Source organism: Leisingera sp. ANG1, assembly GCF_000203975.2.
In the GTDB taxonomy this organism is placed as follows: Bacteria; Pseudomonadota; Alphaproteobacteria; order Rhodobacterales; family Rhodobacteraceae; genus Leisingera.
In genome coordinates, this window is record NZ_AFCF02000001.1 from 1 (window position 1) to 24,178 (window position 24,178).

The window sequence follows — 24,178 nt, forward strand, 5'->3', positions numbered from 1 at the left end:
GGCCGGTGATGGGGGTGTCCGTCTTTTGGGGAGGGACGGGCGTCAGAGCCCCATGCAGTTCGCGTAGTAGGTGGTGGTGGCGGGCCAGTCGGAGAACACGCCCTCGACCCCCACGTCCTGGGCCAGGACATCCAGCAGCTGGTAGTACATGCTGTCGTCGGTGGTGAGGTCAGAGACCGATTGGAAGTACCAGCCGCCGCCCGTGGCCAGCGGGCCGGAGCGTTCCAGGGTCCAGGTGATCAGCTTGAGGCCGGCTGCCTTGGCGGCCTTGGCGTAGGCGGAGGGGACGATTTTGCCGTCTTCAGAGGTGACCAGCATCCACATCGGCGGGGCGATGTAGTTGACGCCTTTGGCGTGCAGCGCGGCAAAGTCGTGCGGGAAGGTCGCCGGGTTGTTGTGGTCGAAGCCTTCGAGGTCATAGCTGGCGTCCAAAAACACCGCCTGCTTGCCGAATTCAGGCTCGTTTTCAATCCAGTAGAGCACGTCATTCAGGTTGAAGCTTTGCGCCCAGACGTCGGTGGCCGGGATGCCGGCGGCCTTGTATTCGTCGATCAGCTTCTGCGCGTAGTCGGCCTGGGAGAAGCCGTTGAAGGGCATCTCGACTGCCGGGCTCTTCAGCTCCGGGGTAAATTTAGCGCCAAGCGATTTGAACAGGGTGATCGATTCCGCGTGGGTCATGCTGGTTGCGTCACCGGCAAACAGGGTGGAGCGCCAGTCGGCGGTGCCGCCCTGGTAGGCCTCGGCGGTCAGGGCCGTCTTGTCGGCGCTGTCCATCTTGGGCTGCAGGCTGCGGAATTCGGCCAGGGTTATTTCGGAGGTGCGGCACTCGGCAGCGGCGGGTGTTTCGCCGTCGGCCGGGGTAAAGGCGGTGACGCAGGTGTCCGCTAGATCCGAGGTCAGGATGTTGGTGGTGGTGTGCAGGTCGTTCTGGGCGTGGCGGCAGACCAGTTCCAGATCCTTGGTGAAGGTGACATCGCATTCCAGGATGCCGGCACCCATCTGCGAGGCGGCGATGTTGGATTCGGCGGTGTGTTCGGGGAACATCAGCGGTGCGCCGCGGTGGCCGATGGAGAAATCCGTGCGCTGCGGCGTCTGGCCCAGGCAGGACTGCAGCTTCTCTTTCAGCGCGCCCTCGGGCAGCTTGGAGATCAGATAGGCGGGGCGGGGGCCGTAGCTGAGGCCCGCATCCGCTGCCACTGGCGGATTGCCGGCCAGGGCGGCGGTGGACACAAGCAGGGCGGCTGCCGAAGTCAGGGCGAGGCGCATGAATTTTTCTCCGGTTGGTCAAATTTGCGCAGAGCGTGCCGCGCATATGTAACAACCGGATTGCGCCCGCATGACGGGCGCATCAAACTTCCATGACAACTGGAGCGGGGTTACATGAAGCCCAGTTCGAGGCGCGCCTCGTCGGACATCATCTCCATGCCCCAGGGCGGTTCCCAGGTGAGTTCGACATCAACGCTCTTGACGCCGTCGACCGGGGAGACGGCATCAATCAGCCAGCCCGGCATCTCACCTGCCACCGGGCAGCCCGGCGCGGTCAGGGTCATGATGATCTTCACGTCATTCTCGTCCGTGATGTCGATGGTGTAGATCAGGCCCAATTCGTAGATGTTCACCGGGATTTCCGGGTCATAGACGGTGCGGCAGGCGTCGACGATGGCCTCGTACAGCGGGTGGCTGACGGAGGAGGGCGCGATCAGCGGGGCGCCTTCGAGCGGTTCGGCAGGGTTGGTCATGAGGATCCCGGTTCTATATTCCGACGGTTTATATAGGAAATAAGCGCCCCGGCGTCCAGAGGCGGCAGGCGCCAAGACGCCGATGATCTGCGACTCTTGCGATGTGAATATTTGATTTGCACCCGGATTCGCGCTAAGTTGTGGTTCCCCATAATGATTTTGTGAAGGCTGCCAGGCTGCAGCGGACCGGTATCCGATTGCCGGTCGTGATCCAGTCTGGGCGGGTCCGGGGAGGAGCCATGCCTGAGCTGTCTGCACTTCACCGCGTTTTCGCACGCATTATGCTGGCGGCGGCTGCGGTATTGGCTGCTGCCACGCCTGCCCGGACCGAGGGCAGCTGGCAGTGGCAGCTGACGCCCTTTGTCCTGGCGCCCTCCATCGACAGCACTACAGAACTGGGTCTCGCCGGCGGCGATGTGGAGATTGATGCCGGTGATGCATTTGACCAGCTGCGGGCTGGGGGCATGCTGCAGTTCGAGGGGTTTCACAGCAGCAACTTCGGGTTCCGGCTGCGCTATTCGATACTGGATGCCGATGCGGACGGGGCCACCGCAATGGGACCGGCATCGGTGCGTTATGACCAGAATCTGGGCGAGGCGGTGATGACCTACCGGTTCGAGCGCGGATTGGACCAGTTCGAACTGTTCGGCGGCGTTCGCCACTGGGATGTGGATGTGACGGCCAGCCTGCCCGGCGGCATGGTGCGGCGCGGCGCCGACTGGACCGATCCGGTTGCAGGCTTTCGCTGGCAGCGCCGCCTGTCGGATGACCTCAGCCTGATGCTGGAGGGGGATATCGGTTTCGGCGGCAGTTCCGATGAAAGCTGGTCAGCCATGGGCGGGGTGATTTACGACCGCTGGGACCGGGCCTCGATCTACGTCATGTACCGCGGTCTGGGCGTGGAGTATCAGGAAGGCACCCGCGGCACCCCAGGCTTTTTCCGCCATGATGCGGTGACGCACAGCCTGCTGGCGGGGGTGGGGTTCAGATTCTGACAGCCCGGAACAGGCGCGGGGCGCGCGTTTGGCGCCCCGGCAACAGGTTCAATCGTTGATATCGTGATTGAAGGTCTTCACCTGGCCCTTGGGCAAGGCGAAGAACTTGCGCATCACCAGCCAGGCCGCCAGCGACAGCACGGCGAAGATCAACAGCAGCGGCGGCAGGCCGAAGCCCGCACCGGCCAGCAGCAATAGGGACACCACCGCGGCGCCGATGGCAAAGCCGAGGAAGACAAAGCCCGGTGCCAGCACCTCGAGGATCGCCAGCGCCAGCGCGCCGGCGCCCCAGACCCACCACAAGGCCCAGAAGGGGGCGTCCATCATTTGGCTCCTTTCAGCAGGTTGAAGGCGTTGCCAAAGGCCTCCAGCGCGTGGGCGGGAACGACGATGGTCTGCTTGCCTTCGCCCTTGCCGAGCGCGGTCAGCGACTCCACCTGTTTCAGGGCGACCTGGTACTGCGCCGCCTCCAGCCCGTTTTCAGCAATCGCCTTGGCAACAACTTCGGTCGCGTAGGCCTCGGCCTCGGCCTGGATGCGGCGGGCCTTGGCGGTTTGTTCAGCCGCGTAAAGCTCCGCATCGGCCTGCAGCTCGACGGCGCGTTTCTGGCCCTCGGCCTTGGTGACCTCGGCGCGGCGGGCGCGTTCGGCGTTCAGCTGCTGCAGCATGGCGTCGCGGGTGGCCTGATCCAGGTTCACGTCGAGGATCTCGGCGCGGGTCACTTCGATGCCCCAGTCATCCACCGCGCTTTCGACGCTTTCCTGAATGCGGGAGATCAGCTGGGCGCGGTTCGACTGCACCTCATCCAGATCCATCTTGCCGATCTCAGCGCGCACGATGCCAGCCACGGTGGTGGCAATGGCGCCATCGACGTCGCGGATCCGGTAGACGGTCTTTTCCGGCTCAAGGATGCGGTAGAAGACAGAGGTGTCGATCTGCACCAGCACGTTGTCCTTGGTGATCGCATCCTGGGTGGCATTGGGCAGCTGGCGTTCCAGGATCGAGATCTTGTGGCGGGCCACATCCAGGAAGGGCACGATGAAGTTGATGCCCGGCCCCAGCACCGAATGCAGGCGGCCAAAACGCTCGACCACGTATTTCTCCGACTGCGGCACGATCTTGACCCCTTTGAGGATCACGATGATCAGCAGGATAGCACCCAGCAGATACAGCAGGTTGCCGGACAGGAGGTCGAGGATCAGGTCTTCGTTCATGTAAAATTCCTTTGGTTGTTCAGCAGGGGCCGCAGGGGCGGCGGGCGCGGTTTGCGCCGCCGGATCAGGCGGCCCGCCGGGCAGGGGCTGTGCGCCGGAAGTCTTGGCCTTGTTCAATGATATGCCCCGTTGTGTGCAATGGTATACAAATGGGTTCTGACAGCGCTGGTTTCAAGAGTTTCAGGCGTATATGACGCGGGCTGGCGCAGGCTGGCAAGCCCGGACAGGCTTGCCGCCCGGTGACTGTTGCCGGGTTATTTGCGGTTTCAGTTGCTGGTCGGTTTCAGCCGCCGCATCGGGGTGGGGCGGACCCGGTCTTCGATTTCGCCGTAGATGAGAGCGGCGATGTTTTTGGACGAGGTCTTCTCGATCCCCTCCAGCCCGGGGGAGGAGTTCACCTCCAGCACCTTGGGGCCGGTTTCCGAGCGCAGCAGGTCGACGCCCGCCACGTTGAGACCAAAGGCGCGGGCAGCGCGCACGGCGGTGGCGCGTTCTTCCTTGCTGATGCGCACCGTTTCGGCGCTGCCGCCCAGGTGCAGGTTGGAGCGGAAGTCGCCCTCTGCCCCCGAACGTTTCATCGACGCGACCACCTTGGAGCCGACGACGAAGCAGCGGATGTCGACGCCCGCGGCTTCCTTGACGAACTGCTGCACCAGGAAGTTGGCCTTGAGCCCGCGGAATGCGGTGATGACGCTTTCGGCGGCTTTCTTGGTTTCCGCCAGCACCACGCCTTTGCCTTGGGTGCTTTCCAGCAGCTTCACGATCAGGGGCGCGCCGCCGACGATCTGGATCAGGCTGCCGGTGTCCTTGGGCGAGGCGGCGAATGCGGTGGCGGGCATGCCGATCTTGTGGCGGGCCAGGATCTGGTGCGCGTGCAGCTTGTCGCGGCTGGCGGTGATGCCTTCGGAGCCGTTGACGCAGAAGGTGCCCAGCGTTTCGAACTGGCGCAGGAGCGCGGTGCCGTATTGGGTGACAGAAGCGCCGATGCGCGGGATCACCGCGTCATAGCGGGGCAGGCGTTTGCCGTCATAGTGGATTTCCGGTGCCAGCGCGTTCAGCGCCATGTAGCAGCGTGTGGTATTGATCACCTCCACCGTGTGGCCGCTGCTTTCGCCCTCTTCCACCAGGCGGCGGGTGGAGTAATTGTCCTCGCGGCTGAGCACAGCGATGCGCAGGGCGCGCTTGGGCGCGGATTTGCGGATGTTGGCCGAGGCGTAGACGGAATAGTCCAGTGCCGACTGGCACATGCGCTCACCGGGAACCACGGTGACGTTCTCGGTCAGCGCCTGGCGGCCCAGCAGCATGTGCTTGGCCATGCCGCGCCGGTCGGTCAGCGTCAGTTCCACCGGCCAGGACTCGCCGCCGATCTCCATCGGGGTTTCGATCACAAAGCGCATCTCGCTTTCGCCGTTTGACGATGTCACCTCGCGCCGGTCCTTGATCAGGGCAGAGCAGGGGATTTCCAGATCGTACTGGCCGGGAATGGGGTGCACCATGAAACGCACCTTGGGGGCGCTTGCCGGGCCGAAGGTTTCGATCCCCGTGGCATGCAGCGACGAGGTGCGGGCGCCGGTGTCGACCTTGACCCGCAGGGCAGGCAGGCCGAGGTCCGGCAGGCTGACCCATTCCTCCCAGCCGAGTTTCAGTTGCGGTGCAGGGTCGGCTGTGGACATGAGCTTGGCTCCTTGGCATTAGGGGTGAATCACCGGGATGCCGGTTTGAGTGTAACGGCAGGAATACGAGATGGCAGAGCTTTTCAACTTCGAACTGAAGGCAACCGACGGCAAGGCGCGCACAGGTGTCATCAATACGCCGCGCGGCGAGATCCGCACGCCTGCTTTCATGCCGGTTGGCACTGCCGCGACCGTGAAGGCGATGATGCCGGAGAGCGTGCGTGCGACCGGGGCCGACATCCTGCTGGGCAATACCTACCACCTGATGCTGCGCCCGACGGCTGAGCGGATCGACCGTTTGGGGGGGCTGCACAAGTTCATGAACTGGGAGCGCCCGATCCTGACCGACAGCGGCGGCTTTCAGGTGATGTCGCTGGCAGGGCTCAGGAAGCTGACCGAGAAGGGCGTGACCTTTAAATCCCACGTTGACGGCTCAAAGCATGAGCTGACGCCGGAACGCTCGATGGAGATCCAGCGGCTGCTGGGGTCTGACATCGTGATGTGTTTCGACGAATGCCCGGCGCTGCCGGCGGACCGCGACCGGATTGCCGAGTCGATGCGGCTGTCGATGCGCTGGGCGGAGCGGTCGCGCGAGGCGTTCGGCGACCGTCCGGGTCATGCGCTGTTCGGCATCATGCAGGGCGGGCTGGAGCAGGACCTGCGCGAGGAAAGCGCCGAGGCTCTGAAGAAGATCGGATTCGAAGGCTACGCGGTTGGCGGTCTGGCTGTGGGCGAGGGGCAGGAGGCGATGTTTGAGTGCCTCGATTATGCTCCCGGTTTCCTGCCCGAGGACAAGCCGCGCTATCTGATGGGTGTGGGCAAGCCCGACGATATCGTCGGCGCTGTTGCCCGCGGCATCGACATGATGGACTGTGTGCTGCCGTCACGCTCCGGGCGCACGGGGCAGGCATTCACCCGTTACGGCGTCGTGAACATCAAGAACGCCCGGCACCAGGACGACCCGCGGCCGCTGGACGAGCAGTGTTCCTGCCCGGCGTGCAGCAACTATTCGCGGGCCTATCTGCACCATGTGTTCCGCTCCAACGAGATGATCTCGGGCATGCTGTTGACCTGGCACAACCTGCATTACTTCCAGGAGATTATGCAGGGCATGAGGGAGGCGATTGCTGCCGGAACGTTTGAGGCCTGGCAGAAGGACTTCCACGACACCCGCGGGCAGGGCGATATTGAGCGGTTGTAAAGCCGCGCGATTGAACAGTCTGCTGTGCGCAGGTGAGCAGCTGTTCTGGCCGGCCCCTGCTTGAACGCGCGGAGCGGAATGCTCAGGTCTTTCCGGCAACGTTCCTGTTGCTGGAAACTTTGACCGGAGGGAAATCCCCGTGAGCCAAGAATTGTTTTCCGCCAGCACTGCTGGTGCAATCGAGCTGAAAAACCGTATCGTCATGGCGCCGCTGACCCGAAACCGGGCTGACGACCAGACCGGCGAGGTTCTGGACCGGCATGTGGAGTACTATGCCCAGCGGGCGGGTGCCGGCCTGATCATCACCGAGGGCAGCCAGATCAGCCCCGAGGGCAAAGGCTATATCCAGACCCCGGGCATCCACACGGCGGCGCAGGCCGCGGCCTGGCGCAAGGTCACTGATGCGGTCCATGCGAAGGGCGGCAAGATTGTCATTCAGCTGTGGCATGTCGGGCGGATCACGCATGACTCGCTGCTGCCCGGAGGCACCCATGCTGTGTCTTCCACGGATGCCGCTGCAGAAGCCCAGACGTTCACCCATAATGGTTTTGAGCCGACCGCCAAGCCGCAGGCGCTGAGCGCTGAAGGCATCCAGCGGGTGGTAGCCGATTACGTGCAGGCTGCAAAATACGCCAAGGACGCAGGTTTCGACGGGATCGAACTGCATGCGGCCAACGGCTATCTGCTGGAGCAGTTTCTGAAGGACGGGGTGAACACCCGCACCGATGCCTATGGCGGTTCCCCGGAAAACCGCGCCCGGATTGTTTTCGAGATTCTTGACGGGCTACTGACGGTTTGGGACGCCGGCCGCATTGGCCTGCGCCTGTCACCCTTTGCCACCTTCAACGATGTGTCGGACAGCGATCCCGTGGGGCTTTACACGCCGCTGATCCAGCGTCTGAACAGCTATGGTCTGGCCTACCTGCACATGGTCGAAGGGAACCCCGGCGGCGCCCGTGAGGGTGATTTCGAAGCTTTGCGGAAAATCTATACAGGCACCTACATGGCCAACAACGGCTACGACCGTGCAACTGCGCTGGCGCGGACGGCATCCGGAGAAGCCGACCTCGTGGCCTTTGGACGCCCCTTCATCTCCAACCCGGACCTGGTTGACCGGCTGGCAGCGGACGCACCCCTGAACGAAGGCAACCCGGAAACCTTCTATGGCGGCGGAGATGAAGGTTATACCGATTACCCGGTGCTGGAGCAGGTGGCGGCCGAGTAGCCCCCGGACCTTCAGACCAGGGGTTTGCGGCCGGGCAGCACACGCCCGGTCGCAGATAGCGGGCCATGCGCCCGCGTTCACCTGTTATGAAGACCTGATCCGCTATCCTCGCGCCAAAACGCGGAGGATGGCGATGACTATTTGGCGTGCGCTGGCCGTTGCGGCCCTGCTGGGCGCTTCTCCGGCGGCTGAAGCGCAGACTGAGCAGAGCAACGCGGCGCCGGGTTCCCTGGCGGAAGCCTCAAGCTTTTTCAAGGCGCCGCCGCTGGATGGCTGCCGTATCTCCATTGACGATTTGATCAAGGGCGGCTCGCAGGCCTTGCGCGGGCAGTGGGTCGTGCAGAAAGGGCCGGGTGAAATCTCGCTGACAGCGGGCGGGCGCATCGAAATGGTGGCGTTGCCGCAGCGCAGCGGCGAGGTGCTGCGGCTGGGATTCCGCAACGGGCGGCTGGTGGCGGATTCCGCCGCCTTGGGGTTTCTGCCCATCGGGGTCGAGGACCGGGCGCCGCTGAAGCCCGGCACGGGGCTGAGGGCCGAAAGCGTGGGCCGCGGTGACCTGCCTGACGGCACGGAGGTCTTTCTGGATGAACTGGCGCTGGGCGCGCTGCCCTGCGGTGCGGACCAGCTGTTGCGGCTGAACCTGCAGGCGGAACGCGACAGTGGGACCGGAGAGGTGCTGCGGCAGGACATCCGGCTGTTTCTGATCGACCAGGGCCGGATGAGCGGAACCTACCGGGAAACCGGGCCGGGCGGGCGGCTGGAGCGCGGTCTGATTACATTGATGCGGCGCTGACAGGCCCTTGCGGAGTTATCCACAGGGAAGCCTCGAAAGGCCTTCATCATTTGCTCACCCTTCCTGCATTTGCGCCCTTGTGGTCCCGGCGCGCAGCGGGCAAGGTGAGCCCCAGCCTTGAGGATGCGCGGTTGAAAATCCAGAGCCGCCCCACCAAGTAAAGACATCCAATGAGGAGACGGGCCAAAGCTGCCAATACCGGGGCCGGGCCGTCTTGCCTAACCAAAGGACCGAGTATGCAAGAGCCACTCAATTCCTCCTACCCAGTCCTGCCGCTGCGCGACATCGTGGTCTTCCCCCACATGATCGTGCCGCTGTTCGTGGGCCGGGAAAAATCGGTGCGCGCCCTGGAAGAGGTGATGGCCGACGACAAGCAGATCCTGCTGTCGAGCCAGATCGACCCCTCCGAGGACGATCCCGAAACCGATAGCATCTATACCGTCGGCGTGCTGGCCAATGTGCTGCAGCTGCTGAAACTGCCCGATGGCACCGTCAAGGTGCTGGTCGAGGGGCAGAGCCGTGTGAAGATCACCGAGTTCCTGGAAAACGACAATTTCTTCGAGGCCAAGGCCGAGGAGCTGAGCGAGATCCCGGGTGACGTCACCACCACCGAGGCGCTGGTGCGCACCGTGGGCGACGAGTTCGAGCGTTACGCCAAGGTCCGCAAGAACATCCCCGAAGAGGCGCTGTCTGCCGTCGGCGAAACCGCGGAGCCGGCCAAGCTGGCCGACCTGGTGGCAGGCCATCTGGGCATCGAAGTGGACCGCAAGCAGGAACTCTTGGAGACGCTCTCTGTCAGCGAGCGGCTGGAGAAGGTCTATGGCCTGATGCAGGGCGAAATGTCGGTCCTGCAGGTCGAGAAGAAGATCAAGACCCGCGTCAAATCCCAGATGGAGAAGACCCAGCGCGAGTACTATCTGAATGAGCAGATGAAGGCTATTCAGAAGGAGCTGGGCGACGGTGAGGAAGGTGCCGGCGAAATCGCCGAGCTGGAAGAGAAGATCGCCGCCACCAAACTGTCGAAAGAGGCGCGCGAGAAGGCCGATGCGGAGCTGAAGAAGCTCAAGAACATGTCGCCGATGTCGGCGGAAGCCACCGTGGTGCGCAACTACCTCGACTGGATGCTGTCGATCCCGTGGGGTAACAAGTCCCGCGTCAAGAAAGACCTGAACCGCGCGCAGGAGATCCTGGATGCGGATCACTATGGCCTGGAGAAGGTCAAGGAGCGGATCGTCGAGTATCTGGCGGTGCAGCAGCGCTCGGCCAAGCTGAAGGGGCCGATCCTCTGCCTCGTCGGCCCTCCGGGTGTGGGTAAAACGTCGCTGGGTAAATCCGTGGCCAAAGCCACCGGCCGCGAGTTCATCCGCATTTCGCTGGGCGGTGTGCGCGACGAGTCCGAGATCCGCGGCCACCGCCGCACGTACATCGGCTCGATGCCCGGCAAGATCATCCAGGCGCTGAAGAAGGCCAAGACCACCAACCCGCTGATCCTGCTCGATGAAATCGACAAGATGGGTCAGGATTTCCGCGGCGACCCGGCGAGCGCCATGCTGGAGGTGCTGGATCCGGAACAGAACAACACCTTCATGGATCACTACCTGGAGGTGGAATACGACCTGTCGAACGTGATGTTCCTGACCACCTCGAACAGCTACAACATGCCCGGGCCGCTGCTGGACCGGATGGAGATCATTCCGCTGTCGGGTTACACCGAGGACGAGAAGCGCGAGATCGCCAAGCAGCACCTGATTTCCAAGCAGGTGAAGAACCACGGCCTGAAGGCCAAGGAGTTCGAGCTGACCGACGACGCGGTGACCGAGATGATCCGCACCTACACCCGCGAGGCCGGCGTGCGGAACCTGGAGCGCGAGATCGCCAAGGTGGCACGGAAGTCGCTGACCAAGATCGTCAAGAAAGAAGCCGAAAGCGTGACCGTTACGGCGGACAATCTGGATGATTTCCTGGGCGTCAAGAAGTTCCGCTATGGTCTGGCTGAGCTGGAGGACCAGGTGGGTGTTGTCACCGGTTTGGCCTATACTTCTGTCGGCGGTGAGCTGTTGTCGATCGAGGCGCTGCGGCTGCCCGGCAAGGGCCGGATGAAGACCACCGGCAAGCTGGGCGACGTGATGAAGGAATCGATTGAGGCGGCGTCGAGCTATGTGCGCTCGGTCAGCCCGCAGATCGGCATCAAGCCGCCGCAGTTCGACCGGCTGGATATCCACGTGCACGTGCCGGACGGCGCAACGCCGAAGGATGGCCCGAGCGCCGGTCTGGCGATGGTGACCGCGATTGTGTCGGTGCTGACCGGCATCCCGGTGCGCAAGGATATTGCGATGACCGGCGAGGTCACCCTGCGCGGCAATGCCAGCGCCATTGGCGGCCTCAAGGAGAAGCTGCTGGCGGCGCTGCGCGGCGGCATCAAGACGGTGCTGATCCCGCAGGAGAACGAAAAGGACCTGCCGGAGATCCCGGACAACGTGAAGGAGGGGCTGGAAATCATTCCGGTGTCCCATGTGTCCGAGGTTCTGGAACACGCGCTGGTCTCCAAGCCCGAACCCATTGAATGGGATGAGGAGGCCGAAGAGGCGGCTGCGGCCAAGGCGGCGCTGAAAGGCTCCGGCGACGGGGCAGGCGCAACGGCGCACTGATCCGCGGTTCACGCAAGTAAGTAAAAGAAAAGGGCGGTCCGAGGGGGCCGCCCTTTTTAGTTTTCTCTTCCGTTCTGGCCCTTCTTTCCGGGGCGTATGGTTTTGTGTGGCAGCGAGTGGAGCAGGTGCTCCCGCCCGCTGCCGGCAGCGCTTTCAGCGCCGCCGCAGCGGTTGGGCATGGCGCCGCACCTGCGGTGCGGCGCCCGGCCTGCCCCGCATGGGGCAGGCCGCCGGGCCCAAAATCCGGATGGTGCCCGGCTACAGGCCGGACGCTTTGCGGCTGCGGGAGTGCGCCCGCAGGGCTGCTGACAGAAAAGCTCAGGCGGCCTTGCTGGCCTGTTCCATCTTGGCCTGGACGGTGGCAATGGCCATTTCTGCCGGGCTGACATCCGCCGACTTGGCCTGGGCCAGGATTGCCGCCATGGTTTCATCCAGCGCCTGCAGCTTCTCGGTAACAAAGCCCTCGCGGTCCTTGATCCGCTGGATCTCGGTCGCGACGTTGATGATGCCGCCGCCATTGGCCACGAAATCGGGCGCATAGAGGATGCCGCGGGCGTGCAGCGCGGCGCCGTCTTCCGCCGTGGCCAGCTGGTTGTTGGCGCCGCCTGCCACGATGTCCGCCTTAAGCTGCGGGATGGTTTCAGCGTTCAGGATGCCGCCGATGGCGCAGGGGGCAAAAACGTCTGCCTCGGCGCTATAGATCTCTGCCAGCGGCACCGCCTTGGCACCGAAGTCGGCAATTGCCTGCTCGACACGGGACTCGTCGATGTCGGTGACAACCAGCTTGGCGCCTGCCTCGTGCAGGAACTGGCAGAGGTACCAGCCGACGTGGCCCAGGCCCTGCACCGACACGGTGACGCCGTCCAGGTCGCGGCTGCCGTGCTTGAGGGCGCGGGTGGTGCGGATCGCATTGAAGATGCCGCGCGCGGTGATCGGGGAGGGGTCGCCGCTGGCAAACTCGCCGTCGGCCAGACCAGCCACGAAGCGGGTTTCCTCTGCCAGGATGGCCATGTCCGCCGGGCTCATGCCCATGTCCTCGGCGGTGATATAGCGGCCGTCCAGGCCCTCGATGGCGCGGGCAAAGGCGCGCAGCAGCTCCGGCGACTTGTCCTTGGCCGGATCGCCGATGATCACCGCCTTGCCGCCGCCCAGGGTCAGGCCCGCCGCCGCGTTCTTGTAGGTCATGCCTTCGCTCAGGCGTTTGACGTCGGTCAGGGCTTCGTCTTCGCTGGCATAGGGGCGCATGCGCAGCCCGCCGGCCGCCGGGCCCAGCTGGGTGGAATGCACAGCGATAAAGCCCAGGAGGCCAACCGAGGGCTCCTCGACGCGGTAAATCTCTTCATGGGTGGCGGAGGCCACGGCGGTCACTGTCATCTGGATAGCTCCTGCAAAACTTTCGCCAATCATATCCTCCCGCGCGCGCCGGTTTTCACCAAAAGAGGTCTGTTAAGGCGGGTGCGGTTGGCGGTAAACTCTGAAATGTGAGGCTGGATTAGAGGAAACCCCTATGGATTCGATAGACCGCAAGATTGTCGCCGCGCTTCAGCGCAACGGCCGGCTGAAGATATCAGAATTGTCGGAGATGGTTGGCCTGTCGCCCACCCCCTGCGCGCGCCGGGTCGGCAACCTGGAGGAAAGCGGCGTGATCAGCGGCTATTCGGCGCGGGTGGATCAGGCCAAGCTGGGGCTGCCTGTGACGATTTTTGTGGCGGTGGAGCTAGAACGGCAATCCACCGACGCGCTGCAGGCCTTTGAGAAGGCGGTGCGCAAGTTCGATCAGGTGATGGAGTGCTACCTGATGACCGGCACCCGCGATATCCTGCTGCGGGTGGTGGCGGAGGATCTGCCGGATTTCGACCGCTTTCTGGAGGACCGGCTGATGCGGGTGCCCGGCATCCGCAACACCCGGTCCAGCTTTACCCTCAGGACAATGATACAACGCGACGCGCTGCCGTCCTGCTGACCGGTTCACGGCTGCGGGGCAGGTGTGTTAGGGTGAAGGCACAAAACAGGCCCGTCTGCCCGTCCGCTGTGCTCCTCAGGGCCGCAGGCAAGAGGCAAAGCGGGCGGATAACGACAGGCAAACGGGGCATCAGATGGCACGAGCAACCAGAAAAACCAGCACATCCGCGCGCAAAAGCGGCACGCGCAAACCAGCGGCACGCAAGACGGGCACGCTGACGGCAGGAGCCGCAAAGGTCTCCGGCGCGGAACCGGCGGCTGCTGAACCGCAGTCCCGCACGGCACCGGAGCCGAAAGCAGTTTCTGCAGCAGAGGCGCAGGCTGCGCCGCCAACGGTGGTTGTTGCGGCCGCCGCGCCGGTGGTGTCTGCTCCTGAGCTGGCAAAAAAGGAATTGATTGAAAAGGCGGTCGAACGGTCCGGCGTCAAGAAGAAGGACGCCAAGCCCGTGGTTGAGGCGGTTCTGGCGCTGCTGGGGGAGGCGGTGGCCGAGGGGCGCGAGCTGAACCTGAAGCCCTTTGGCAAACTGCGCATCAACCGCAGCCAGGAACGCAGCAATGGCACCGTGTTTGTCTGCAAACTGCGCCAGCCCTTGGCGGCCTCAGAACCGCAAACCGCCACGCCTGAAGAAAATGCCGGGGGAGGTGAAAATTCTTCCAATGACCCTCTTGCGGAGCCTGCGGTGGAAGGCTAAAAGCCGCCTCACGGGTGATTAGCTCAGTGGTAGAGCGCTTCGTTCACATCGAAGATGTCAGGAGTTCAAATCTCTTATCACCCACCATCATTTTGAAAGGCGCTCCCTGAAACGGTTGAGCGCCTTTTGCTTTTCCGGGGTTTCACTGGCGGCTTTGCGGCGTTACCTCTTTGCCTGAAAAAAAACCGGGCAGGGGGCATATCATGCAGTTTCCGAAAATCTGGCTGCTGCGGCACGGGCAGACCGAATGGAATGCAGAGCGCCGTATCCAGGGGCAGCTGGAATCACCGCTGACAGCCCTGGGGGTGGAGCACGCCCGCCGCCAAGCCGTGCTGATGGCGCCGGTTATGGCGCAGAATCCGGCCTGTTATGCCTCTCCGCTGGGACGGGCGCAGCAAACCGCGGATATAGCCCTCGGCGGTGCGCCTTTTGTAACCGACCCGCGGCTGGCCGAGGCATATGCCGGGGCGTTTCAGGGCATGACGCTGGAGGAAGTGGAGGCAGAATATCCGGGCATCCATGGCGCCAATCCGCGCAATCTGGATCTGTTCTGCGAAGCGCCGGGCGGTGAGGGATACGGCAGTTTCCATGCTCGCATCCTCGATTTCATGCAGTCGCTGACCGGCCCGTCGGTGGTGGTGGCGCATGGGCTCTTGGGGCAGGTGATGCGCGGTATTGTTTGCGGCCTGACGCGCGACCGGATGGCGGCGCTGCCGAACGGGCAGGGCTGCGTCTATGTGCTGGAAAACGGGACGGAAACGGTCCTGGAGTAACGCGGGCCGCTTGAGCGGCGGCCCTTGCCGGGTCAGAGACCCGGCAGCTTGTTCACCAGGCCGCGGCGGCCGAAGGTGGTGCCGCGGTTGGCGCCGAAATCCCATTTGAGGCCGATGCCGACAAAAGCCTCGTTGCCGGACAGGTTCTGCGCTTCGGCATTCAATGAGCCAAGTTCGCCGTAGAACTTGGCGCCTTTGCCGACGTCATACTGCGCGCTGGCGGCGATCCTGGTGAGTTCGATATTGCCCAGATCCAGGTGGTCGAGGCCTGCGCCGACGGTGAACTGGCTGTTCACATCCCTGCGGAAGGCAACACCGGCGATGGTGCCGGAAATCGCGCCGTCGTCGCCTTCACCCAGGTAGAACTCGGCATCGGCAAACCCGAATTCATGCCCGGCCTCGATGCCGTAGAAGTCATACTCATCCCGGCCGGTTTCCTCGATACCGTAAAACAAGCCCAGCGAGGTGGTGCTGCTGACATGGGCGATGCCGTGCAGGGTGGCATTTGCGCCTTCCAGGTCCGTCAGGTTGAAATCGGCGTAAAACAAGTCGAGCTGGGTGGAGAAGCTGCGGGAGAAGCCCAGTTCCACGGCGCCGCCAACGGCGGTGCGGGCATAATCGGTGTCATCGGCAAAGGCCGAGGTGGACAGGTCAAAGCTGCCGCCGGTGATTTCCGCGGCTTGCAGGCTGCCGGCCAGGGCTGCGGCTGCGCAGGCTGCGCTGAAAAGGCGTTTCATGGATACTGCTCCGGTCGTGTAATCACTTCCGGCCTCTGCTTTTTCCGGGCCGGTTGCGCAGATTGCTATCCCTTCGCGCCGCCGCTTGGCAAATGGCTTGAACCTGCTGCCCTCTGGCTGCGGTGAAGTGTTGCCCCGCTGCCCTGCATCGTCCGGGACAGATGGCGCCGGAAAGTGAAAAAAACTTCTGCCCGCCCCCTTGCGCAGTCCGGCGCCATTGTCTAAATCCCCGCTCAACGGGTCGTTAGCTCAGTTGGTAGAGCGCTTCGTTTACACCGAAGATGTCGGGAGTTCGAGCCTCTCACGACCCACCATTCTCCTCCTAAGAAGAAAAAGAAATCTCCCGCGCAAGTGTTTGCTGCGGTTGAGTTTTTCATGATGTTTCAGTGTGGTATCCGGGGGTTGCCATTTTTTTCCGGGAAAGTTCTGAAAAAGGCAAAACACCGCTTGACGGGTCACCGGGCGGAGAATATTACAGCCCAACATTCGGCAGCGATGCTCGAATGTGCAGCGGGCGGTTGTAGCTCAGTTGGTTAGAGTACCGGCCTGTCACGCCGGGGGTCGCGGGTTCGAGCCCCGTCAACCGCGCCACTGCTGCGCCCCTTCCCGGGGCCGAACAGGGACCGCCCCGGAGGGGACTGGATCGGAGACGATCCGCCGCAAGGCGAAAATGCGGTTGTAGCTCAGTTGGTTAGAGTACCGGCCTGTCACGCCGGGGGTCGCGGGTTCGAGCCCCGTCAACCGCGCCACTTTCGCCCGCCGCCCTGGCGTATCAGGGTCCGCCCCGGAGGGGACCATAGCCGAAAGGCCCATGCGCGGTTGTAGCTCAGTTGGTTAGAGTACCGGCCTGTCACGCCGGGGGTCGCGGGTTCGAGCCCCGTCAACCGCGCCACTTTCTTCCTCAGTTTTAAGGAATTAGAGACGCGTCCAGCGTGTGTCATCCGTGTTCCGGTGGGCTTCCCGGGGCCGCTGTGACTTCGGGGGTGTCCTGGCTGAAGCTGTTGCGCCAGCCTGCTGCGCTTTTTTCCCACAGGGACGAAATCAGCATCGATTTCCATGCCGTGGTGCCGGCGGGGAGATAGGCCGCTCGGTAGCTGAGCAGCACGGCATCCGGGCTGATGATGCGCAGTTGTGCATCTCTGAGGCGGTAGCCCGCCATCACCGGTCCGTTTTGCAGCTGATCGCAATGGCCTGATTTGTCCGAGAAGCCACTGGGGTAGACGCCCAGGAAGTCCTCGGTCAGCATCTGCCCATCGGCCTCGGGGTCACCGGCAACCAGCGCCTCCCAGACCTTGGTTTCCAAGGCGACGAACTCGGCCAGCCGCGGGCCGCCGGTCAGAATCGTTTGTGTCATGAAACCAGCCTGACCGCCGGAAGCGGGGCGGGCAAGCGGTATGGCGGCGGAGCGGTCAGATAGCAGGCGGGTTCGGTGCCGCCTCTGTGTCGTGGCGCCAGCCGGTCAGCTCCGCATCGACCCATTTCTTGAGCCGGTCAAGATCGGGCTTGGGATTGGATTCCAGATAGCGCAGCAGCACCCTTGTACCGTGCTGATAACCGGCACGGTAGCTTTCCTCCGGGTCGGTCTGGTTGCCCTCGAACCCCGGCGGGCGGTTGAACCTGCTTTGTGTCATATCTGCCTCCGTGTGCAATTCGATCAGGTGTTTCCGCAAGGTTAGGGCAAGAGCGATAAGCAAGTCTTAACCTGGTGCGTAAAACGAACATCAAAGCCGCTGGCAGTGGCGGATTTTCTAACGGGTCAAGGCGGCGGCAGCGGGCTGAGAAAGCTGAGCAGCGCAGCGGCGGTCTCAGCCGGGGCGCTGTCGATGAAGAAGTGCCCGCCGGGTACACCGCGGGCCACCATGTTCTGCAGCCGGGGCGCCCAAGTGGCGGCGACGTCGTAGGCCTGCGCCATGGCGCCGTCGGCGCCGTAAAGCACCAGCGCCGGACATTGAACCTGGCGGTCCAGATCGCGGGCATCGTCATGGAAATCCAACTCGATTGCGGCGCGGTAGTCGTTGCACATGGCATGGACGCAGGCCGGATCTGCCCAGGCACGGCGGTAGGCGGCTAATGCATCAGGCGGGAAGTCCGTTAGTGATGCACCGCCCCAGCCTAAAAGACAGCTTTCGAAATAGGCCTGCGGGTCGGCGCCGATCATCCGTTCCGGCAGCGGCGTGGGCTGGGCCAGGAAGAACCAGTGGTAATAGGCGCGGGCGACCTGCTGAGTCAGCTGATCCAGCAGCAGGTGTGTCGGGGTAATGTCCATCACGGTGAGGCTTGCGACGGCTTCGGGGGCGTCCAGCGCCAGCCGGTGGGCAGTTCGGCCGCCGCGGTCGTGGCCCGCCAGGTGAAAGCGCGGATATCCCAGCGCCTGCATCAGCGCCAGCTGGTCAGCGGCCATGTTGCGGAAGCTCATCGCTTCCACGCCTTCAGGCTTGGAGCTGGCGCCATAGCCGCGCAGGTCGGCGGTCACCACGGTGTAATTGCGGGCAAGGCCGGGGATGGTGTGTTCCCACATTTCTTTGGTTTGCGGGAAACCGTGCAGCAGCAGAAGCGGCGGGCCATTGCCGCGTCTTGTATAGGCGATCTGCTGGCCGTTCACCTGACGTGTGCCGGTCTCGATAGCGGCTGGCATGGGTCTCTCCCTTGGCTGACGGGCGCACGCGCATTGGAGCCAGAGCGGCGTTCCAGATCAAGCCTGCCGCTGCGTTCGGGAGAAAGGGGAGGGCTCCCGCGCCTTGGCGCGGCATCGAAGAAGCGCTCGTCAGAGCGCCGATGACGGGCGGGAGAATGCCCCTCCTTGCGGGGCCGGTGGCAGGGCGGACGATTTGTCCGCCCTGCGGCTGCTTATTTCTGCGTCAGCGCGTCCAGGATGCGGGCCCAGGAGCGGATGCCCTTGTGGAAGCTGTTCAGGTCATACTTCTCGTTGGGCGAGTGGATGGCGTCGTCGTCATTGGCGAAACCGGCCAGCATCGATTCCATGCCCAGGATCGACTTGAAGAAACCCGCGATCGGGATCGAGCCGCCCATGCCGCAGAACACCGCTTCGCGCTGCCATTCGTCCGACAGGGCGGCGCGGGCGGCGGTGAATTCGGGACGGGTGATGTCCATGACTGACGCCTTGGAGCCTTCGAGATCGTTGTCCCAGACCACCTTGCAGTCGGGTTTCAGCTGCGCCTCCACATGTTTGCGGATCTTCACCCGCAGAACGTCCGGGTCCATGTCGCCGACCAGGCGGCAGGTGATCTTGCAGTGCGCCTCCGACGGGATCACGGTCTTGGAACCCGCGCCGTTGTAGCCGCCCCAGAGGCCGTTCACCTCCAGCGTCGGGCGGGCCCATTGCTGTTCCAGCACCGAGCGGTCCTTTTCGCCGTGCGCCTGGGTGTAGCCGGCGTTGTCGAGGTAGTCCTTTTCGTCAAAGCCGCAGCCTTCCCACTGGCGCAGCTGGTCCTCGGGCACCTCATGCACACCTTCATAGAAGCCGTCGACGGCGACCTTGCCGGTCTCTTCGTCATAGAAGGAGGCAACGATGCGGCTGAGCTCGCGCAGGGGGTTCAGGCCGGGGCCTCCGTAGTGGCCGGAGTGCAGGTCGATGCGCGGGCCAACGAGAGTGAACTCATCCTTGAGCATGCCGCGCAGCTGGGAGGAGATCGACGGCACCCCGCGCGACACCATCGAAGTGTCGCAGATCAGCGCGATGTCGGCCTTCAGCTCGTCGGCGTTGGCTTCCATGAAGGGAATGAGCGAGGGGGAGCCGCTCTCCTCTTCACCCTCGAAGAAGAAGGTGATGCGGCAGGGCAGGGAGCCGTTGACGGCTTTCCAGGCGCGGCAGGCCTCGACAAAGGTCATCAGCTGGCCCTTGTCGTCCGACGATCCGCGGCCGCGGATCACGGTGCCGTTCGGGGTTTCCTCCAGCTGCGGCTCAAACGGCGGTGTGTTCCAGAGGTTCAGTGGGTCGACCGGCTGCACATCATAATGGCCGTAGAACAGCACATGCGGCGCGTCCGCGTTCTCCTCGCCCACATGGCCGACCACCATCGGGTGGCCCGGGGTCGCGCGTTTTTCCGCCTTGATGCCGATGGAGTTCAGATCGGCGACCAGCCAGTCGGCAGCCTTGTCGCATTCCGCCTTGTAGGCCGGGTCGGTGGAAATCGACTGGATCCGCAACAGCTCCATCAGCCGTTCGGTTGCGGCGTCCAGCTCTGCGTCGATCCGGTCCAGAACGTCATTCAGTGCCATCTATTGCTCTCCTGTTTGTCCGGGCAGGCCCTGGAATTTGGGCCAATTTGCCGCGGACCCTAGCAGCGCGGCTGGGGAGGGGCCAGAGGCCTCAGCGCTGGATTTTCAGGGCATTTTCTGCTGCTGAGGTTTCCGATCCGGTGCATTATATGGAAAAATGGGAAACAGATACGACGCAAACGGCCAAAGGTTGGCCGCAGCTGTCCTTGCCTGGTTATTGTTTAAGTTCTATTTGACCTGCATCAATGTTGCGCACCCGTGGCGGCGCGTATTCAGTTGATCGAAGGGACTGCCTCAGGTAACCAGTCGCGAACGTGATTGTGGCCTAATCGTCAGAAGACCCGTGCCCTTTACACAGCCCGCGTGCTCCGCAAGAGCACAATTAGCTATGGAGATGCCGGTGGACTATACCGCGAAACTGGACGCAGCGATTGCCAGCCTTCACGAAGAGGGCCGTTACCGGACCTTCATCGACATCGAACGTAAGAAGGGCCATTTCCCGCACGCGGTGTGGAACCGGCCCGATGGCAGCAAGCAGGACATCACTGTCTGGTGCGGCAACGATTATCTGGGCATGGGGCAGAACCCGGTGGTGCTGGATGCGATGCATGATGCCATCGATGCTACCGGTGCAGGCTCTGGCGGGACCCGCAACATCTCCGGCACCACAGTCTATCACAAGCAGCTGGAGGCGGAGCTGGCCGACCTGCATGGCAAGGAAGCCTCGCTGCTGTTCACCTCCGCATATATCGCCAATGACGCGACACTGAGCACGCTGCCCAAGCTGTTCCCGGGGCTGATCATCTATTCCGACGCGCTGAACCACGCCTCCATGATCGAGGGCGTGCGCCGCAACGGCGGCGCCAAGCGCATCTTCCGCCACAACGATGTGGCCCACCTGCGCGAACTGCTGGAGGCCGACGACCCCAAGGCGCCCAAGCTGATCGCTTTCGAATCGGTCTATTCGATGGACGGCGACTTTGGCCCGATTGCCGAAATCTGCGACCTGGCGGATGAATTCGGCGCATTGACCTATATCGACGAGGTGCATGCGGTTGGCATGTACGGCCCGCGCGGCGGCGGCGTCACAGAGCGCGACCGCCTGGCCCACCGCATCGATATCATCAATGGCACCCTGGCCAAGGCCTATGGTGTGATGGGCGGCTATATCGCCGCCTCGGCCAAGATGTGCGATGCCATCCGCTCCTATGCGCCGGGCTTTATCTTCACCACCTCGCTGGCGCCTTCTGTTGCAGCAGGGGCGGCCGCTTCCGTCGCCTATCTGAAGGGCGCGCAGGACCTGCGCGACAAGCATCAGGATCAGGCCAAGGTGCTGAAATTGAGGCTGAAAGGCCTGGGCCTGCCGATCATCGACCACGGCAGCCACATCGTGCCGGTGATTGTCGGCAACCCGGTCCATACCAAGGTGCTGTCCGATCACCTGCTGGAGGATTACGGCATCTACGTGCAGCCGATCAACTTCCCCACCGTGCCGCGCGGCACCGAACGGCTGCGCTTCACGCCGTCGCCGGTGCACGGCCCCAAGGAGATCGATGCGCTGGTCCATGCAATGGACGCATTGTGGTCGCATTGTGCGCTGAATCGTGCCGAACTTGCCGGGTAACCTACTGATCAGTGTAAATTAACGCCGAGTGTGTTACGCTGTTGCTAATCAATGAACGGATCTGAGTCGCAAATGTGATTCTTTCACCGTACAGAAACGATGGCGGCAGGCATATTATGGGACGGCAGGCATGATCGGGCGCTTCACCCAGCGCAAGCAAGATGAGCATGGCGGAACGGCAGAGCCGAAGGGTTTTGACGATTTCGAGCTGAAGCTTGGCGACGTGATGCGCGGCGAGCGGGCGACGATGGGCAAATCGCTGCTCGACGTCCAGCGCGAGTTGCGGATCAAGGCCTCCTATATCGCTGCCATTGAAAACTCCGATCCTTCCGCGTTTGACACACCCGGCTTCATCGCCGGTTATGTGCGGTCCTATGCGCGCTATCTGAACATGGATGCCGAGCAGGCGTTCCAGGATTTCTGCAAGGAAAGCGGCTTTTCTGTAGCCCATGGCATGTCGGCAGAGGCTTCCAGCCGCAGCAAGTCCGGCAAAGCGCCGGCGCCTGCGTCCAAGGGCCTGGGCGGCGATGCCTTTGCCTCGCCGAATACTCCGTTCATTCCCGCGCCCAGCAGCATCCTCAGCCAGATTGAGCTGCGTGCCGTCGGTTCGCTGATGGTGCTGGCCGGCCTGATTGGCGGCATTACCTATGGCGGCTGGGCCGTCCTGAAAGAGGTGCAGCAGGTGCAGTTTGCACCGGTGGATCAGACCCCGGCAGTGCTGGCGGATCTCGACCCGCTCAGCAGTGCGGTGCTGGAGGTTGCCGAGGGCAGCCAGGACCCCGCAGCTGAGGCGTTGGACCGGCTGTACCGTCCGCAGGCGCTGGATGTGCCGGTGCTGGTAGCGCGCGACGCACCGATTTCCACCATTGACCCGTCGACACTGGGCAATTTTGCGGCGCCGGATGTGCCCACGATCAGCCTGGCGGAGGCCAGCCTGCCGTTTGACGGCGCCGGGCCGCTGCAGCAGGGTGAGCAGGGACCGCAGGTGCCCCAGGTTCTGGCCGCAGTTTCGCCGGGTGTCGAAATGGTTGCGGTACGCCCCTCCTGGGTGCAGGTCACCGCGGCGGACGGCAGCGTGATCCTGGAAACCATCATGGACGCGGGCCAGCGGTTCCAGGTGCCGGCGACCGAGGACGCGCCGAAACTGCGCACCGGTGAAAGCAGCGCCATCTACTTCGCCGTCAATGGCCAGCACTTCGGCCCGGTCGGCGAGCGCGGCCAGGTCACCAAGAATGTCGAGCTGTCGATGGACGCGATCACCGGCCGGTTTGAACTGGCGGATCTGCAGGACGGCAGCAATGAGGCGTTGGCCACTCTGGTTGCGCAACTGCAGGCCGAACAGCCTCCGCAAGAATAACGCCCGCGCAGGAATTCGCAAAAGACGCCCGGTGCCGCCATTGCAGCGCCGGGCGTCTGCACGTATCTAGACCGCAACAGGATCCAGCCGGGACACCAGCCGCAATGTCGATCAATCACATCCGCCCCTGGCGCCATATCGAGCGCCGCAAGAGCCGCCAGATCCATGTGGGTAACGTGCCCGTCGGCGGCGACGCCCCGATCGCGGTGCAGACCATGACCAATACGCTGACCACCGACGTCGCGGCAACGGTCGCGCAGGTCCAGGCCGCGGCAGAGGCGGGCGCTGATCTGGTGCGGATCTCGGTGCCGGATGAGGCATCGTCAAAGGCGCTGAAGGAAATTGTGCGCGAAAGCCCGGTGCCGATCGTCGCCGACATCCATTTCCACTACAAACGCGGTATCGAGGCCGCCGAGGCCGGGGCTGCCTGCCTGCGCATCAACCCGGGCAATATCGGTGACGAAAAGCGCGTGGCTGAAGTGATCAAGGCGGCGCGCGACCACAATTGCTCGATCCGCATCGGGGTGAATGCCGGGTCTCTGGAAAAGCACTTGCTGGACAAATACGGCGAGCCTTGCCCGGAGGCGATGGTGGAGAGCGGTCTCGACCATATTCGCATCCTGCAGGATCATGACTTCCATGAGTTCAAGATCTCGGTGAAAGCCTCCGACGTCTTCATGACGGCCGCCGCCTACCAGCAGCTGGCGGAAGCCACCGACGCGCCCATTCATCTTGGCGTGACTGAGGCCGGCGGTTTTGTTTCCGGCACCATCAAATCGGCGATCGGCCTGGGCCAGCTTCTTTGGATGGGCATCGGCGACACCCTGCGCGTCAGCCTCTCTGCCGATCCGGTGGAGGAGGTGAAGGTAGGTTTCGAGATTCTCAAGTCTCTCGGCCTGCGCCATCGCGGCGTCAACATCATCTCTTGCCCCAGCTGCGCGCGGCAGGGGTTTGACGTGATCAAGACGGTGGAAACACTGGAGGAACGGCTGGCCCATATCCACACGCCGATGAGCCTGTCGATCATCGGCTGCGTGGTGAACGGCCCCGGCGAGGCGCTGATGACCGATGTCGGTTTCACCGGCGGCGGCGCGGGCTCCGGCATGGTCTATTTGGCGGGCAAGGCCAGCCACAAGATGTCCAACGAGCAGATGGTCGACCACATCGTCGAAGAGGTCGAGAAAAAGGCTGCCCAGATCGAGGCGGCCCAAGAGGCGGCTGAGTAGGGCGTTTCAAACGCCAGCTATGCTTCTTCTTTGCAATAATACTCCGGGGTCCGGGGCAGAGCCCCGGCCCAGCCGGTTCA

The 24,178-nt window shown here is 63.4% G+C and carries 22 protein-coding genes and 5 tRNA genes; 16 read left to right on the forward strand and 11 right to left on the reverse strand.

Features of this window, described 5'->3' with window-relative positions; all coding sequences use genetic code 11:
• Positions 1 to 42: 42 nt before the first annotated feature.
• Together GC1_RS00005 and GC1_RS00010 are read right to left on the reverse strand one after the other, a co-directional pair.
• Positions 43 to 1,266 carry a glycerophosphodiester phosphodiesterase family protein gene (locus GC1_RS00005; protein ID WP_019295898.1) on the reverse strand — a complete coding sequence of 408 codons (1,224 nt, stop codon included), beginning with the start codon at positions 1,264 to 1,266 and terminating at the stop codon, positions 43 to 45.
• 110 nt (positions 1,267 to 1,376) lie between these two features.
• A complete protein-coding gene (locus tag GC1_RS00010) occupies positions 1,377 to 1,739 on the reverse strand; it encodes an SUF system Fe-S cluster assembly protein (protein ID WP_019295897.1) in 363 nt (120 codons plus the stop codon).
• 239 nt (positions 1,740 to 1,978) lie between these two features.
• Between GC1_RS00010 and GC1_RS00015 the strand changes: the two genes are divergently transcribed.
• The gene (locus tag GC1_RS00015) at positions 1,979 to 2,734 is read left to right on the forward strand and encodes an outer membrane protein (RefSeq protein WP_019295896.1); all 756 of its coding nucleotides are present in this window, start codon (positions 1,979 to 1,981) and stop codon (positions 2,732 to 2,734) included.
• A 48-nt stretch (positions 2,735 to 2,782) separates the two neighbouring features.
• Here the strand turns inward: GC1_RS00015 and GC1_RS00020 are convergent, their stop codons facing one another.
• The 3 genes from GC1_RS00020 to rimK form a co-directional block, all read right to left on the reverse strand.
• The gene (locus tag GC1_RS00020; RefSeq protein WP_029204785.1) at positions 2,783 to 3,058 is read right to left on the reverse strand and encodes an NfeD family protein; all 276 of its coding nucleotides are present in this window, start codon (positions 3,056 to 3,058) and stop codon (positions 2,783 to 2,785) included.
• Positions 3,058 to 3,948, reverse strand: a complete 891-nt coding sequence (locus tag GC1_RS00025) for an SPFH domain-containing protein (RefSeq protein ID WP_029204784.1) — start codon at positions 3,946 to 3,948, stop codon at positions 3,058 to 3,060. The genes GC1_RS00020 and GC1_RS00025 overlap by 1 nt, the downstream gene beginning before the upstream one ends.
• A gap of 266 nt (positions 3,949 to 4,214) precedes the next feature.
• Positions 4,215 to 5,621 (reverse strand): 30S ribosomal protein S6--L-glutamate ligase, encoded by a 1,407-nt coding sequence (gene rimK / locus GC1_RS00030; RefSeq protein WP_019295893.1) that lies wholly within the window; start codon positions 5,619 to 5,621, stop codon positions 4,215 to 4,217.
• 70 nt (positions 5,622 to 5,691) lie between these two features.
• Between rimK and tgt the strand changes: the two genes are divergently transcribed.
• The 4 genes from tgt to lon all read left to right on the forward strand — a co-directional run bounded on the left by tgt (position 5,692) and on the right by lon (position 11,488).
• Positions 5,692 to 6,822: a tRNA guanosine(34) transglycosylase Tgt gene (tgt, locus tag GC1_RS00035; RefSeq protein WP_019295892.1), complete on the forward strand. Its 1,131-nt coding sequence runs from the start codon at positions 5,692 to 5,694 to the stop codon at positions 6,820 to 6,822.
• Positions 6,823 to 6,961: 139 nt separating this feature from the next.
• On the forward strand, positions 6,962 to 8,047 hold the full coding sequence (locus GC1_RS00040) for an alkene reductase (protein ID WP_019295891.1): 1,086 nt from the start codon (positions 6,962 to 6,964) through the stop codon (positions 8,045 to 8,047).
• Positions 8,048 to 8,180: 133 nt separating this feature from the next.
• Positions 8,181 to 8,840 (forward strand): hypothetical protein, encoded by a 660-nt coding sequence (locus GC1_RS00045; RefSeq protein ID WP_019295890.1) that lies wholly within the window; start codon positions 8,181 to 8,183, stop codon positions 8,838 to 8,840.
• A gap of 236 nt (positions 8,841 to 9,076) precedes the next feature.
• The gene (gene lon, locus GC1_RS00050; protein ID WP_019295889.1) at positions 9,077 to 11,488 is read left to right on the forward strand and encodes an endopeptidase La; all 2,412 of its coding nucleotides are present in this window, start codon (positions 9,077 to 9,079) and stop codon (positions 11,486 to 11,488) included.
• 318 nt (positions 11,489 to 11,806) lie between these two features.
• Here the strand turns inward: lon and GC1_RS00055 are convergent, their stop codons facing one another.
• Entirely contained in the window at positions 11,807 to 12,862 is a 1,056-nt protein-coding gene (locus GC1_RS00055) for a Glu/Leu/Phe/Val family dehydrogenase (RefSeq protein ID WP_029204783.1), read from the reverse strand.
• A gap of 133 nt (positions 12,863 to 12,995) precedes the next feature.
• Here GC1_RS00055 and GC1_RS00060 point away from each other — a divergent pair, with 133 nt between their 5' ends.
• The 4 genes from GC1_RS00060 to GC1_RS00075 all read left to right on the forward strand — a co-directional run bounded on the left by GC1_RS00060 (position 12,996) and on the right by GC1_RS00075 (position 14,915).
• Positions 12,996 to 13,451, forward strand: a complete 456-nt coding sequence (locus GC1_RS00060; protein WP_019295887.1) for an Lrp/AsnC family transcriptional regulator — start codon at positions 12,996 to 12,998, stop codon at positions 13,449 to 13,451.
• Positions 13,452 to 13,584: 133 nt separating this feature from the next.
• Positions 13,585 to 14,142 (forward strand): HU family DNA-binding protein, encoded by a 558-nt coding sequence (locus GC1_RS22040; RefSeq protein WP_019295886.1) that lies wholly within the window; start codon positions 13,585 to 13,587, stop codon positions 14,140 to 14,142.
• A 12-nt stretch (positions 14,143 to 14,154) separates the two neighbouring features.
• Positions 14,155 to 14,229, forward strand: a tRNA-Val gene (locus GC1_RS00070).
• Between the two features lie 116 nt (positions 14,230 to 14,345).
• Positions 14,346 to 14,915 carry a histidine phosphatase family protein gene (locus GC1_RS00075; RefSeq protein ID WP_019295885.1) on the forward strand — a complete coding sequence of 190 codons (570 nt, stop codon included), beginning with the start codon at positions 14,346 to 14,348 and terminating at the stop codon, positions 14,913 to 14,915.
• Positions 14,916 to 14,947: 32 nt separating this feature from the next.
• On the opposite strand, the gene GC1_RS00080 is transcribed toward GC1_RS00075, so the two are convergent.
• Positions 14,948 to 15,652: a hypothetical protein gene (locus GC1_RS00080; RefSeq protein ID WP_019295884.1), complete on the reverse strand. Its 705-nt coding sequence runs from the start codon at positions 15,650 to 15,652 to the stop codon at positions 14,948 to 14,950.
• A 238-nt stretch (positions 15,653 to 15,890) separates the two neighbouring features.
• Between GC1_RS00080 and GC1_RS00085 the strand changes: the two genes are divergently transcribed.
• The 4 genes from GC1_RS00085 (at position 15,891) to GC1_RS00100 (ending at position 16,544) form a co-directional block, all read left to right on the forward strand.
• A tRNA-Val gene (locus tag GC1_RS00085) sits at positions 15,891 to 15,966 on the forward strand.
• Positions 15,967 to 16,166: 200 nt separating this feature from the next.
• Positions 16,167 to 16,243 (forward strand) — tRNA-Asp (locus tag GC1_RS00090).
• Positions 16,244 to 16,324: 81 nt separating this feature from the next.
• A tRNA-Asp gene (locus GC1_RS00095) sits at positions 16,325 to 16,401 on the forward strand.
• Positions 16,402 to 16,467: 66 nt separating this feature from the next.
• Positions 16,468 to 16,544 (forward strand) — tRNA-Asp (locus tag GC1_RS00100).
• 45 nt (positions 16,545 to 16,589) lie between these two features.
• On the opposite strand, the gene GC1_RS00105 is transcribed toward GC1_RS00100, so the two are convergent.
• The 4 genes from GC1_RS00105 to GC1_RS00120 all read right to left on the reverse strand — a co-directional run bounded on the left by GC1_RS00105 (position 16,590) and on the right by GC1_RS00120 (position 19,891).
• The gene (locus tag GC1_RS00105) at positions 16,590 to 17,006 is read right to left on the reverse strand and encodes a nuclear transport factor 2 family protein (protein WP_019296795.1); all 417 of its coding nucleotides are present in this window, start codon (positions 17,004 to 17,006) and stop codon (positions 16,590 to 16,592) included.
• A gap of 55 nt (positions 17,007 to 17,061) precedes the next feature.
• Positions 17,062 to 17,283, reverse strand: coding sequence for a hypothetical protein (locus GC1_RS00110; protein WP_019296794.1), 222 nt, complete (start codon positions 17,281 to 17,283; stop codon positions 17,062 to 17,064).
• 125 nt (positions 17,284 to 17,408) lie between these two features.
• Positions 17,409 to 18,287, reverse strand: coding sequence for an alpha/beta fold hydrolase (locus tag GC1_RS00115; RefSeq protein ID WP_019296793.1), 879 nt, complete (start codon positions 18,285 to 18,287; stop codon positions 17,409 to 17,411).
• A 212-nt stretch (positions 18,288 to 18,499) separates the two neighbouring features.
• Positions 18,500 to 19,891: a M20/M25/M40 family metallo-hydrolase gene (locus GC1_RS00120; protein ID WP_019296792.1), complete on the reverse strand. Its 1,392-nt coding sequence runs from the start codon at positions 19,889 to 19,891 to the stop codon at positions 18,500 to 18,502.
• A gap of 400 nt (positions 19,892 to 20,291) precedes the next feature.
• Here GC1_RS00120 and hemA point away from each other — a divergent pair, with 400 nt between their 5' ends.
• The 3 genes from hemA (at position 20,292) to ispG (ending at position 24,098) form a co-directional block, all read left to right on the forward strand.
• Entirely contained in the window at positions 20,292 to 21,515 is a 1,224-nt protein-coding gene (gene hemA / locus GC1_RS00125) for a 5-aminolevulinate synthase (RefSeq protein ID WP_029204868.1), read from the forward strand.
• A 130-nt stretch (positions 21,516 to 21,645) separates the two neighbouring features.
• Positions 21,646 to 22,872, forward strand: coding sequence for a helix-turn-helix domain-containing protein (locus tag GC1_RS00130; RefSeq protein WP_019296790.1), 1,227 nt, complete (start codon positions 21,646 to 21,648; stop codon positions 22,870 to 22,872).
• 104 nt (positions 22,873 to 22,976) lie between these two features.
• Positions 22,977 to 24,098: a flavodoxin-dependent (E)-4-hydroxy-3-methylbut-2-enyl-diphosphate synthase gene (ispG, locus tag GC1_RS00135; RefSeq protein ID WP_019296789.1), complete on the forward strand. Its 1,122-nt coding sequence runs from the start codon at positions 22,977 to 22,979 to the stop codon at positions 24,096 to 24,098.
• Positions 24,099 to 24,178: the final 80 nt, after the last annotated feature.